This is a genomic window from Pseudomonas sp. EL_65y_Pfl2_R96 (assembly GCF_963970905.1).
GTDB lineage: Bacteria > Pseudomonadota > Gammaproteobacteria > Pseudomonadales > Pseudomonadaceae > Aquipseudomonas.
The window spans coordinates 64,398-75,322 of record NZ_CAXAQH010000021.1 but is presented as its reverse complement, the minus strand read 5'-3'; the positions used below and the strand labels follow the sequence as shown (position 1 = coordinate 75,322).

Annotated in this window: 15 protein-coding genes; all 15 read left to right on the top strand. The window is 55.0% G+C overall.

Features of this window, described 5'->3' with window-relative positions:
• The first annotated feature begins 71 nt into the window (after positions 1–71).
• The 15 genes from tagQ to AACY49_RS20265 all read left to right on the top strand — a co-directional run bounded on the left by tagQ (position 72) and on the right by AACY49_RS20265 (position 10,911).
• The gene (gene tagQ, locus AACY49_RS20335; protein WP_339526012.1) at positions 72–1,001 is read left to right on the top strand and encodes a type VI secretion system-associated lipoprotein TagQ; all 930 of its coding nucleotides are present in this window, start codon (positions 72–74) and stop codon (positions 999–1,001) included.
• Between the two features lie 715 nt (positions 1,002–1,716).
• Positions 1,717–3,273, top strand: a complete 1,557-nt coding sequence (tssA, locus tag AACY49_RS20330) for a type VI secretion system protein TssA (protein ID WP_258698158.1) — start codon at positions 1,717–1,719, stop codon at positions 3,271–3,273.
• A gap of 32 nt (positions 3,274–3,305) precedes the next feature.
• Positions 3,306–3,809, top strand: a complete 504-nt coding sequence (gene tssB, locus AACY49_RS20325) for a type VI secretion system contractile sheath small subunit (protein ID WP_253546010.1) — start codon at positions 3,306–3,308, stop codon at positions 3,807–3,809.
• 25 nt (positions 3,810–3,834) lie between these two features.
• Positions 3,835–5,310 (top strand): type VI secretion system contractile sheath large subunit, encoded by a 1,476-nt coding sequence (tssC, locus tag AACY49_RS20320; RefSeq protein ID WP_019580436.1) that lies wholly within the window; start codon positions 3,835–3,837, stop codon positions 5,308–5,310.
• A 12-nt stretch (positions 5,311–5,322) separates the two neighbouring features.
• Positions 5,323–5,730, top strand: a complete 408-nt coding sequence (gene tssE / locus AACY49_RS20315) for a type VI secretion system baseplate subunit TssE (protein WP_007934529.1) — start codon at positions 5,323–5,325, stop codon at positions 5,728–5,730.
• A gap of 34 nt (positions 5,731–5,764) precedes the next feature.
• Positions 5,765–6,142 (top strand): hypothetical protein, encoded by a 378-nt coding sequence (locus AACY49_RS20310; protein ID WP_231669694.1) that lies wholly within the window; start codon positions 5,765–5,767, stop codon positions 6,140–6,142.
• A 43-nt stretch (positions 6,143–6,185) separates the two neighbouring features.
• Positions 6,186–6,710, top strand: a complete 525-nt coding sequence (locus AACY49_RS20305) for a PAAR domain-containing protein (RefSeq protein WP_339526003.1) — start codon at positions 6,186–6,188, stop codon at positions 6,708–6,710.
• 62 nt (positions 6,711–6,772) lie between these two features.
• Positions 6,773–7,717 (top strand): DUF6402 family protein, encoded by a 945-nt coding sequence (locus AACY49_RS20300; protein WP_339526001.1) that lies wholly within the window; start codon positions 6,773–6,775, stop codon positions 7,715–7,717.
• Positions 7,714–8,124, top strand: a complete 411-nt coding sequence (locus tag AACY49_RS20295; protein WP_339525999.1) for a hypothetical protein — start codon at positions 7,714–7,716, stop codon at positions 8,122–8,124. Before AACY49_RS20300 ends, AACY49_RS20295 begins: the two co-directional genes overlap by 4 nt.
• Positions 8,125–8,245: 121 nt before the next feature.
• Entirely contained in the window at positions 8,246–8,446 is a 201-nt protein-coding gene (locus tag AACY49_RS20290; protein ID WP_320392667.1) for a hypothetical protein, read from the top strand.
• Positions 8,447–8,536: 90 nt separating this feature from the next.
• Positions 8,537–8,755 carry a hypothetical protein gene (locus AACY49_RS20285; protein ID WP_339525997.1) on the top strand — a complete coding sequence of 73 codons (219 nt, stop codon included), beginning with the start codon at positions 8,537–8,539 and terminating at the stop codon, positions 8,753–8,755.
• Positions 8,752–9,177, top strand: a complete 426-nt coding sequence (locus AACY49_RS20280; RefSeq protein ID WP_320392666.1) for a hypothetical protein — start codon at positions 8,752–8,754, stop codon at positions 9,175–9,177. Before AACY49_RS20285 ends, AACY49_RS20280 begins: the two co-directional genes overlap by 4 nt.
• Positions 9,174–9,575 (top strand): hypothetical protein, encoded by a 402-nt coding sequence (locus tag AACY49_RS20275; protein WP_320392665.1) that lies wholly within the window; start codon positions 9,174–9,176, stop codon positions 9,573–9,575. The genes AACY49_RS20280 and AACY49_RS20275 overlap by 4 nt, the downstream gene beginning before the upstream one ends.
• On the top strand, positions 9,568–10,350 hold the full coding sequence (locus AACY49_RS20270) for a hypothetical protein (protein ID WP_320392664.1): 783 nt from the start codon (positions 9,568–9,570) through the stop codon (positions 10,348–10,350). Before AACY49_RS20275 ends, AACY49_RS20270 begins: the two co-directional genes overlap by 8 nt.
• Positions 10,351–10,455: 105 nt before the next feature.
• Positions 10,456–10,911 (top strand): hypothetical protein, encoded by a 456-nt coding sequence (locus AACY49_RS20265; protein ID WP_339525994.1) that lies wholly within the window; start codon positions 10,456–10,458, stop codon positions 10,909–10,911.
• Positions 10,912–10,925 lie beyond the last annotated feature (14 nt).

Below are 10,925 nucleotides of genomic sequence, written 5' to 3'. Positions count from 1 at the left end.
AGCGAGCTTGGAAGGGACTCAGGCGGCGGTGGGTCGTGCTGAGCTGGTCAAACTTAAAAGAGAACACAACTATGCTTTCCTCCCGTAAATCTTTTGCTTCGCTTTCCAAGCGTCACTTGTTGCTGATGGCCGTCGGCTTCAGCACCGTACTGACCGGTTGCGCCACGTCGCCGACCTCCAAGGTCGCCTCGAGCACCAAGGTCGAGTACTACCCCAACTGCTACGAGCCGGTACAGCACCTGCGTGCCACCGATTCGAACATGACCAAGTCAGTTGTCACCGGCGCGGCCGTCGGCGCTGTCGGCGGTGCACTGCTGGGTGCCTTGGTCGATTCCGAGAACCGTGGCCGCAACGCCGCCATCGGTGCAGCGGGCGGTGCCCTGGCAGGCGGCGCGGTCGGTTATTACAACGAGCGTCAGAAGCAGATCGCCGATGACAACCAGCGCATCGCGTCCTACGCCTCCGACGTCAACAAAAGTTCCGCCGACATCGACCGCAGCACCGCGTACGCCAAGGCTTCGCAGCAGTGCTACCAGAATGCGTTTACCAAACTGGTCACCGACCGCAAGGCCAAGACCGTCAACGACACCGAGGGCCGCAAGCGTCTGGCAGAAATCGTCGCGGGCCTCAAAGAGTCCAACGACCTGATCGTCGCGGTTAACGGTAAAGCCAGCGAAGACCTGAACAACTACACCCAGGCCTACGAAAAAGACCTGCAGCAAGTAGGCGTGCAGCGCACCGACGTGGTCACCGTGGCGTCCGCAGAAACCACCCCGGTCGTGACGCCGACCAAGAGCAAAAAAGCGGTGAAACCGGCGAAGAAACCGGTGCTGCCAACCGTGCCGAAAGAAGCGGTCACCACCGAGAAAACCTTGCAGACCGCACAAGCCAAACAGGCGGAAAGCAAGCAAGTCGCCAGCGCAGGCACCACTCAGGTCAACAGCATGTGCAAGAACCCGGACCTGGGCGACTGGGCGCCGGTGCCTTGCCCGAATGCTTGATTGAGTTTCTGTAGGTCTTGATCATTCTCACGCTCTGCGTAGTCGGAACGCAGAGCATGGGAACGATCTGTACTGGCTGACTTTGATCGGAGCAAGCGAATGCGTGGAAACTGGATGGCCTGCGTGTTTTGGATTTAATTCGTACTACTTAATCTAGAACCGGCATTTTGTGACTCAACGGATGGCAGATGATTCTTAATAGCCCACGGTAATGGGCTGGTCTATGTAACTCCATGTATGTAGAGTTTGCTGAAATATAAAAGTGCCATCATTATGATGGCACTTTTTATGCTTATTTTCAGTCATCGCCTTGTCCATGGATGACTGTAACTTTTCGGAAAGCTCCTACATTTTTCATGTTTTATTTTTGTCATGCTGGGTTCCGTTTCAGGGCGTGAATGTCCTGTGATGATTGGTGGGGTTGATGAACCGCTCTGGCTCAATGGTTGCGGGGGCGATGCGTCGAAGCTGGGGAGGTCAAAGCCGGCGTCAGGGGATCCCCTGTGGCATATAGGGTGATCTCCTACAGCAATAACGAAGACGTAGTTCTATTGTTTTATTGGTTGCTTGCTAATGGCCATCATTGTGATTAGGATGCGCGCCTTGAAAGAGCATGAACTCAATTGGATGAGATTCATCGCAGCTCTTTGATACTGTCCGGCTCCATTTCAACTCCAATGAGCCGTATGACCGTAATCCTAATTAAAGGCCATGGATGTCCTACTCAAGCAAACTTTCCGCCCATTACCTTGAACTCGCAAAAGCCTCTGTTTCCAAAGAGAATTTCGCGGGCGAGGACGTTCGCTTTTCGAGCGAATATGAGGCGTTGGAAAGCGAGCTGGGCAAAGCCTCGTCCATGCACGAAAGCGGTCAGATCGACTGGCTGAAAATCCGCGAAAACAGTGAAAACCTGCTGCGCACTCAATCCAAGGATTTGCGTGTCGGAGCGTGGCTGACCTGGGCGCTGTACCAGCGCGAATCCTTCCAGGGGCTGCTGGCCGGCCTCGGTTTGTTGCACCACCTCTGTGAAAACCACTGGGCCGAGGTTCACCCGAACAAGGCCCGCACTCGCTCCGCTGCCATCAGCTGGTTGGTGCCGCGTCTTGAGCAGGTGCTGAACGAAAACGTCGCGATCAAAGAGCAACTGCCGATGTTCCGCCGTCTGGTCGAGCATCTGGAAGGCCTCGACGCCGCGTGCACCGAGCATTTGGGCGACGACGCGCCGTTGCTGCTGCCGATTTCCCGTCGCTTGAAAAACATGGTTCAACGCGCCGCCGACAACCAGCCGGAGCCCGGTGTGGTGGGCGCCGCGGTGGCCCAGGTCAAGCAGGCCGCGACCCAGCTGCTCACCCCCGGCGCGCCGATCGACAACGAGAAAGAAGCCCACAAGGCCCTGCGCGCCCAGCAGGAAAACGCCCGTCCGTTGTGTGCCTGGTGGCTCAAACAGAAAGCCACCGACCTGCGCGCCCTGCGCCTCAATCGCACGTTGCTGTGGTTGCCCATCGACGCGGTGCCCGAGCGCAACGCCGAACAGATCACCGCTCTGCGTGGCGTGCCGGCGGACAAACTCAAGGCCTATCAGGACCGCTACGACCAGGGGAAATACGCTGATCTGCTGGTAGAGCTGGAGGCGAGCCTGGCGAAGGCGCCGTTCTGGTTCGATGGCCAGCGAATGGTCTGGGAATGCCTCCAGGGGCTGAACGCCGAGATGGCAATGCGCGAAGTGGAAATCCACTTCGCGCTTTTGGTTCAGCGCCTGCCCGGCATCATCGAATTGCGTTTCCACGACGGCGCGCCGTTCGCCGATCCGGCCACACGCGCCTGGATCGGCGCCCACGTCATGCCGCACCTGCAAAGCGCCAGTGCGCCGCGCAAGGTCGAAGTCGCCGATACCCAGCCGGCCTGGGAAGTGGCCCTGGAAGAAGTCATGCCGATTCTGCGCAAGGACGGCCTCAAGGCCGCCGTGCAAATCCTCAAGCAGGGCCTGCAAAGCGCCCACGGCGGGCGGGTTCGATTCTTCTGGCAGTTCGCCCTCGCGCGGTTGTGCTTCATGGCCAAGAAATACGAACTGGCCAAGACCCAACTCGAGACCCTCGACCAAACATTACAGGACTCAGGCCTGCACGCCTGGGAGCCCGATCTTGCGCTGGAAGTACTGCATTTGCTGCATAGCTGCTGCGAGTTGTTACCGCAGAACCATGCAGTGCGTGAACGCAAGGAAGAGATTTATCGCAGGCTGTGCCACCTCGATCTCGAAGTGGTACTCGAATAGGCCCCAGGGCCACAACCGCAAGGAGAAAAGCCATGGCCAAAGAAGGCTCGGTAGCCCCCAAGGAACGCATCAACGTCACCTTCAAACCCGCCACCGGCGGTGCTCAGGAAGAGATTGAACTGCCGCTGAAGCTACTGGCAATCGGTGACTACACCCACCGCAAGGACGAACGCAAAGTCGAAGATCGCAAGCCGATCAGCATTGACAAAATGACCTTCGACGAAGTGCTGGCCAAGCAAGAGCTGAGCCTGACGCTGAGCGTGCCGAACCGTCTTCAGGAAGAAGGCGACACTGAAGAGCTGGCCGTGCAACTGCGCGTCAACTCGATGAAGGACTTCAACCCGGCCTCGCTGGTCGAGCAAGTGCCTGAGCTGAAAAAACTGATGGAACTGCGCGACGCGCTGGTGGCCCTCAAAGGCCCGCTGGGTAACGCGCCTGCGTTCCGCAAAGCCATCGAAGGCGTGCTCGCCGACGACGAATCCCGCGGTCGCGTACTGGGTGAGCTGGGCTTGAACGCCGCAGCCCAGGACGCCTGAGCCCCTATCAGCCAAGGAAGCCACAATGAGCACTAGCGCAGCACAGCAAAAGAGCAACGAGAACGGCGAATACAGCATTCTCGACAGCATCATCGCCGAAACCCGCCTGACCCCGGACGACGAAGCCTACGACATCGCCAAACGCGGTGTGTCGGCGTTCATCGAAGAGCTGCTCAAGCCGCAGAACAACGGCGAGCCGGTCAAAAAGGCCATGGTCGACCGCATGATCGCCGAGATCGATGCCAAGCTCAGCCGTCAGATGGACGAAATCCTGCACCACCCGGACTTCCAGTCCCTGGAATCGTCATGGCGTGGCCTGCAGTTGCTGGTCGACCGCACCAACTTCCGCGAAAACATCAAGATCGAAATCCTCAACGTCTCCAAGGACGACCTGCTGGACGACTTCGAAGATTCGCCGGAAGTGATGCAGTCGGGCCTGTACAAGCACATCTACACCGCTGAATACGGTCAGTTCGGTGGTCAGCCGGTTGGCGCGATCATCGCCAACTACTACATGTCCCCAAGCTCGCCGGACGTGAAACTGATGCAGTACGTGTCCAGCGTAGCCTGCATGTCTCACGCGCCGTTCATTGCTGCGGCTGGCCCGAAATTCTTCGGCCTGGAAAGCTTCACCGGTCTGCCGGACCTGAAAGATCTGAAAGATCACTTCGAAGGCCCGCAATTCGCCAAATGGCAGAGCTTCCGTCAGTCGGAAGACTCCCGTTACGTTGGCCTGACCGTGCCGCGTTTCCTGCTGCGTAACCCGTACGACCCGGAAGAAAACCCGGTCAAGTCGTTCGTGTACAAAGAAACCGTCGCCAACAGCCACGAACACTACCTGTGGGGCAACACTGCCTACGCGTTCGGCACCAAGCTGACCGACAGCTTCGCCAAATTCCGCTGGTGCCCGAACATCATCGGCCCGCAAAGCGGTGGCGCGGTTGAAGACCTGCCGTTGCACCACTTCGAAAGCATGGGCGAAATCGAAACCAAGATCCCGACCGAAGTACTGGTCAGCGACCGTCGTGAATACGAACTGGCCGAGGAAGGTTTCATCTCCCTGACCATGCGTAAAGGCTCCGACAACGCGGCGTTCTTCTCCGCAAGCTCGGTGCAGAAGCCGAAGTTCTTCGGCATCAGCGCTGAAGGCAAGGCCGCAGAGCTGAACTACAAGCTCGGCACCCAACTGCCGTACATGATGATCGTCAACCGCCTGGCTCACTACTTGAAAGTGCTGCAGCGCGAGCAACTCGGTTCGTGGAAAGAACGTACCGACCTCGAGCTGGAACTCAACAAGTGGATCCGCCAGTACGTGGCCGACCAGGAAAACCCGAGCGCCGAAGTCCGTGGCCGTCGTCCACTGCGCGCAGCCCAAATCATCGTCAGCGATGTTGAAGGCGAGCCGGGCTGGTACCGCGTCAGCCTGAACGTGCGCCCGCACTTCAAGTACATGGGTGCCGATTTCACCCTGTCGCTGGTTGGCAAGCTGGATAAAGAGTAAGCGGAGCGACTCATGACTGGATACGGCAGCCTTTTCGAACGCCTGGGTGGCGACGCGGACAAACGCGTCGGCTGGAGCCGCGAGGTTTCCGCCATGGCGTCGGTGGCTGCCCATCTGGCCAAGATGCTCAGCACCCGTGCGGGCAGCGTGCAAACGCTGTCCGATTACGGGCTACCCGATCTCAATGACATGCGCCTGAGCCTGCACGACTCCCTGAGTCAGGCCCGCCTGGCCATCGAAAGCTTCATCGAAGCCTACGAACCGCGCCTGAGCAACGTGCGTGTCATCTCCCTGCCGCGTGACAACGATCAGCTTCGCCTGTCCTTCAGCATCGAAGGCTTGCTGGAAGTTGATGGTTTCAAGCGTCAGGTCAGTTTTGCCGCGCGCCTGGATGGCAGCGGTCAAGTGAAGGTGAACTAGGGATATGCGATTGAGGGTTCTAAGTACGTTGGCAATGATCGTGCGCCGCGCTTTGCTGCTGATCGCCCTGACTGCCGCTGCCCTGATGTTGGCTGCCTGCTACATGAAAGTGACGGCTTCAAGGCTCGCTCACGTGTACTCCACAGTCTGGAACGAGCCTGGGACTTGTTACATCAATTCCTACATTCCGCAGTATTCGGCTCTGGGCATCCCCGGAAAGATCTTCCGTCTTTTCACCAGTGAAGCCTTTTTCAGGGTGTATGCAAAAGACGGCACGTTGTTGAAGTCGTCTGAATGGTTGATCTGGCAGAACGAATTCACGACGGATGAACGGGCGCAATGGGTAAACGCTCATGCGATCTATCCGACAGCGACGGGTTACGAGGGCTGGAAAATTCCAGTGTGTGGTTGAGCAATGAACAGTCGTCAAGCCAAGGTCGATTAAGGAGAGCCCCATGTCAGGAAAACCCGCAGCACGCGTCACCGACCCCACCGCTTGCCCGCTCCCCGGCCACGGCACCAACCCGATCGTCGCCGGGTCAGGCGACGTGTTCTTCGATGGCCTCGCAGCTGCCAGCCAAGGCGATGCCTCGGCGTGCGGTGGCGCGTTGGTTGGCGACCTTGCGACCACTGTTTTGATCAATGGTAAGTCGGCGGCAACGGTGGGTTCTGTTGGTACTCATGGCAATAAGGTTACGGCTGGGTCTTCGACGGTGATTATCGGGAACTCGCATTCGCCGGTGCCGTTTGTGGCGCCGTTGCCGGTGGAGATTCAGTGGCCGTTTAACGAGCACTTTGTGATCAATTGCCAGGACACCGGGAAGCCGTTGGCTGGGGTTGAGTACACGTTGAAGACCGCCTCAGGAAAGATCATTACTGGTGTTACAGGAAGTGACGGCAAAACGCAGAAAATTTTCTCATCAGTGGCCGAAGAGTTCGAGCTAGTAATAGAGCCACAGTCCAAAGTGGTACTTGCTTAAAAAATTATAAGGAAGGTCCGTCCGCCGACGGTATTTTTAATGTTTCTGGGACGGATTTTGAAATGGCAGCGACAATCATCAAGTCAACCATGACGCCGGCAAGCAATCAGGCCGGACAAACTGTCGCTGTGCGTCAATTTAAAATTACCGATATTCCAGACGCAATGAAGAAAATCCATTGGCCGGTTGCGGCTCAGCTGATGCTTCATTGGTTCTCTGGAAAGCCGTGGTCCACAACAAAAGATGGCGGCATGGAAGATGAAGTCAAGGGGCATATAAAATTTGCCCCTGATGAATATATTAACGAGAGCATCGTGAAAATGAGTTGGGCTCTTGAATTTGCCAGAGCGAAAGAGTCCGTCGATCGTCTACGCACAAAGTGGAACAATCCGGCGGCGATCAAGCTGATTAAAAGTAAAATGATTCCAGTCTATGGCGATAGAATTCCGGGTGTTTATCCATTTGCTTTCGATGGCGTGGCCAGTGCAGTGGAAAGATTCGGTTACGCGAACAGCGAAACGATCGAGTTTGAGCAGGATGGTGAAGACGAAGTCAATGAGTTACGCGCGGCCCTCGCCAATTTTAATATCCATGTGTTCGCAGAAGGCGAAATAGTCGTTACTGAAAAAAGCGTCGTTTTTCTTCCGGATCGGATAGGTTTTTATATTGAAGATTCCTATGATTTCAATGATGGACTTTCTCTGTATAGCCAGGGATTAGGTTATTGGAATTTTGACGGGATCGAGGCGGACCTTGTCGAAGGTGCTAAAAAGAACGCGAGTGGCACACTTGAGAAAAATAAGCTCAAGTTCAACTCTCGTGGTGGCATGAGCGCTGAAAAGCAAGCAGTTTATAATGAGTTGGAAAGGAAGCACTATATGTTAGTGCAGAATAGCGATTTCCAAAAATACCGTAAAGAAAATCAGAAGGGCGGGGATTTTCGTGTTTATTCCGACGTTCTATATGAAAGTGTCTCAGCTGCGCCTATCGAGATTCTGATTAAATGAGTAATTATAAAGTATCGGTTAGAGTTATCGCCACGCTGGTAGTTTTGCTGTGCGCGGGTCTCTTTGTAGTCAATAACGAGTTGACGCGTGCTCCCTATGTGTCGTTTGCCAGTGCCTCAGGCGATTTTCAAGTCGAGGCGGTCCGGACAAGTTGGCTTCTGGGGGCGTCGGGCATGGTGTATCTGCGGTTTGTTGATAAGAAAAATCCCAATCAAGTCTATCGGACTCCGCTGACTTCGGAGACGTCTCTGGATATGCAGTCATTTGAAGATAAAGACATAGTCGGTATTGCGTGGATTGACCTTAACAAAGATCGGCGGACTTTTACGTTGTCAGTGCCAAACTGGAAGGCTCATTGGGCTAATTTCATAATCAGCAATACCCCTTACGAGATAATGGACAATTAATGTCGATTTCAAGTCTGATACCGCCAATGTGGGTTAAGAGATCTTTCGTCGGTTGTATCGAAAAAAAAGGGGACTGTCCCCAATATTGCTGGGATTTTATGGGGTTTAATAAGGGATGACTATGGAAGGTTACTTTGCCGGTATGGTAGATAATGACTATTTCGGCGTGCTGGCGTTTTTTTGTTTTTTTGTTGGTGTTGCCGGGCTTATACCAAGTGTTAGGGAAAAAAGGCTTCACAAGGTATTGAATTTTATTTGTGTTATGGCTGTTCCAGTCATGTTTGCGATAGGTGTCTATTATTTGACGCATTCCAGTGTCTGATTTTTATATGGTCATACCCTAGCGGGAATGGCAGTGGCTGAATGCATTTATCAGTAATACACCTTACATGCACATGGAAAAATGACAGACATGCTAGTGAGCGGTGAAATAGAAGGCTACCTGGCCGTTGTAGCCGACAGCAATTTGTTTGGCGCTCTGGCATTGCTGTGTCTTGTGCTGATTCTGACCGGGCTTCGTCGTGGATTCCGAGAGTCGCTGCTCCATCGTGCACTGACGTTCGTAGTGTTAATGACCGTCGTCGTGATGGAGCTCACCGGTTCCTACTATGCGAATTTGAGTCCAGCATGAACATCTACGTCCGCTTTGCCATGTGCCTCGCTTTCCACGCTGCTGGATGCGTTGCTTACGCGTTCCTGAACGATGCAGTCGTCGTTGCCTATAAAGCGTTCAACGGCGGGTTCACCACGCGTGGCGTGGGAATCGGCATTGCTCATTACATGTTCATTTATATTTTTTTCGGGGTGAACGCACTGGTCGCAGTTTTCCCGAACCTATGGGCCAAACTCGGTTTGCTCGCGCTGATGGTTGCCTGGATTTTGTTCATGATGGTGCCCGACAACCCGTTGCGTGCGCTTTTCTACACCGTGGCCCAAGGCGGCGTCACGTTGTTGGCGATTCTGGTCACGCAGGTCATTGAGCTGCGTTGGGAAAAACACGTGCTGATGCGGCAGACGTTGCCTGCGAGTCCTTCGCAGGAGGTGGTCGCATGACCAGCTCGGGTCGCCTCGAAATGATTTGGCTACAGCGCTTCCTCATGGCGATGGGTGCGCTCGCCTGCATGTCGCTCGTGGTGATTGTTTGCTACATGGATTTCTCTAAAGCTCAGACTCGCGTGCTGAGTGAGTACCCGAATGCGAAGTGGCGTGGTGGTGCCGATGGTGGCCAGTTCGTAGAAATCAGCAAATCAGAACCACCCTATTATTTCGTTCAGATCCGCAATGATGACGGGTCATTATGGGATCAGGGTTGGCTGAAGTCAGGAGATGAAAACAGCCAGCCGTTGACTGCCGACAGTGTGATGTTCTTCGCCGGCGAGGGCGTTATCTATCTTCAGCAACGCCAGATTTTGAGTGCCGATAAAGCCATGGCCGGGGTTGTGTATGAATAGCCGTCGTGTCATCGGTCTGGCCGTGCACGCGCTGGCCTGCGTGGTTTATATCGTCATGAATGGCTATGCCGTTCCTGCCTATAAACAACTGGTCGGTGGGCTGACCTCGCGCGGTGTCGCCATTGGCATGGCGATGTACCTGATTTTCTACTTTTTCGTGTCCCTCAATTTGATTCTGGTCTTCATCCAGCGCCAGGCGATCCAGTTTGGACTGGTGATTTTCATGATGCTGGCGATCCTGTTTTACATGCTGCCGCAGTATCCCATCCGTGGTTTGGGGTATTGCGCACTTACGGGTGGTTTGACGGTTTGCGCCATCTTGCTGACTAGCGCCATCGACACTGGCTACACCCGCTGGCGCAAGGGCGCGGGATTGGAATCGTTGGTCATTCACAACCGTCGAGCAACACCGTGGTTGTTACTGATCACGGCTCTGACTGGCGTGTCCGTATGCATCGTTTTGCTTGGGTTGAAGATTTTCGGTGGTGTAACGGCGCAGCCCTTGACCCAACAATCGAGTGAGTCGGGCGAGTGCTATGTCGTCCAATACGCGCCCGGCTATCACAAGCTGGGCCTGATCGGGCGAGTGTTCGGGTTTTTCAGTAGCGAGTACTTTTTTCGTGTGTACACAAAAGACGGCGCGCTGCTCGAATCGTCCGAATGGAATTTTCGGGTGACCGAAATTGCTGGTATTGCCCCCAAGTTCCTTGGCCCGACGCTGCTGTATCCCGGCACTCAAGGCTACGAAGACTGGTGGGTGCCTGAATGCGCCTGATCGCCAGAAATTTTCGCCTACGGAGAACCCAGTGAAGTTTCGCTCTTTCCTGACAACGGTGTTACCGGTCGGTCGGGCCAAGTCTTTGACGGTGGAGGCTCGCCAATGAACGATGTAGCGGACGAGATGCGCATGCTTAGCCGCGCGCAACTGAGTTTCTTCATGGTCGCCTTGTGGTGGCCATTGCTTGCTGTACTGACGATCTCTTCCTATCAGCTGTGGATTGGCGAGTACACGACGCACGATTCATCCCACACCCATTGGGAGTACCTGTTGTGGTGGGGCATTCCTGGGCTTTTGGGATTTTCGTTGTGGATGTCCCGATCCGCGAAGAGCCGAAACGAGCAACAAGCGCTGCGAATGGTCTGGTGGGCGCCGGTGAAGTTCATCCCTTTTTACATCGTGCCATGGGTGATTTATGGCGTGTGTTGTTTGATCGCCGGGCAGTCTCGGGACGCTTACATGGCGTTCGGCTTGATCATGCTTGTGCCTTATCTCCTGATCGGCGGTTACGTGTGTGCCGGCGTGACGGTCGGGCTCTACAGGACAATTTTTTCATGAGTTTCACTACCAGG

What these genes read in the sequence shown, in the direction of transcription:
- tagQ (WP_339526012.1), top strand. Translation starts at nt 72, where the DNA reads ATGCTTTCCTCCCGTAAATCTTTTGCTTCGCTTTCCAAGCGTCACTTG.
- tssA (WP_258698158.1), top strand. Translation starts at nt 1,717, where the DNA reads ATGTCCTACTCAAGCAAACTTTCCGCCCATTACCTTGAACTCGCAAAA.
- tssB (WP_253546010.1), top strand. Translation starts at nt 3,306, where the DNA reads ATGGCCAAAGAAGGCTCGGTAGCCCCCAAGGAACGCATCAACGTCACC.
- tssC (WP_019580436.1), top strand. Translation starts at nt 3,835, where the DNA reads ATGAGCACTAGCGCAGCACAGCAAAAGAGCAACGAGAACGGCGAATAC.
- tssE (WP_007934529.1), top strand. Translation starts at nt 5,323, where the DNA reads ATGACTGGATACGGCAGCCTTTTCGAACGCCTGGGTGGCGACGCGGAC.
- AACY49_RS20310 (WP_231669694.1), top strand. Translation starts at nt 5,765, where the DNA reads ATGATCGTGCGCCGCGCTTTGCTGCTGATCGCCCTGACTGCCGCTGCC.
- AACY49_RS20305 (WP_339526003.1), top strand. Translation starts at nt 6,186, where the DNA reads ATGTCAGGAAAACCCGCAGCACGCGTCACCGACCCCACCGCTTGCCCG.
- AACY49_RS20300 (WP_339526001.1), top strand. Translation starts at nt 6,773, where the DNA reads ATGGCAGCGACAATCATCAAGTCAACCATGACGCCGGCAAGCAATCAG.
- AACY49_RS20295 (WP_339525999.1), top strand. Translation starts at nt 7,714, where the DNA reads ATGAGTAATTATAAAGTATCGGTTAGAGTTATCGCCACGCTGGTAGTT.
- AACY49_RS20290 (WP_320392667.1), top strand. Translation starts at nt 8,246, where the DNA reads ATGGAAGGTTACTTTGCCGGTATGGTAGATAATGACTATTTCGGCGTG.
- AACY49_RS20285 (WP_339525997.1), top strand. Translation starts at nt 8,537, where the DNA reads ATGCTAGTGAGCGGTGAAATAGAAGGCTACCTGGCCGTTGTAGCCGAC.
- AACY49_RS20280 (WP_320392666.1), top strand. Translation starts at nt 8,752, where the DNA reads ATGAACATCTACGTCCGCTTTGCCATGTGCCTCGCTTTCCACGCTGCT.
- AACY49_RS20275 (WP_320392665.1), top strand. Translation starts at nt 9,174, where the DNA reads ATGACCAGCTCGGGTCGCCTCGAAATGATTTGGCTACAGCGCTTCCTC.
- AACY49_RS20270 (WP_320392664.1), top strand. Translation starts at nt 9,568, where the DNA reads ATGAATAGCCGTCGTGTCATCGGTCTGGCCGTGCACGCGCTGGCCTGC.
- AACY49_RS20265 (WP_339525994.1), top strand. Translation starts at nt 10,456, where the DNA reads ATGAACGATGTAGCGGACGAGATGCGCATGCTTAGCCGCGCGCAACTG.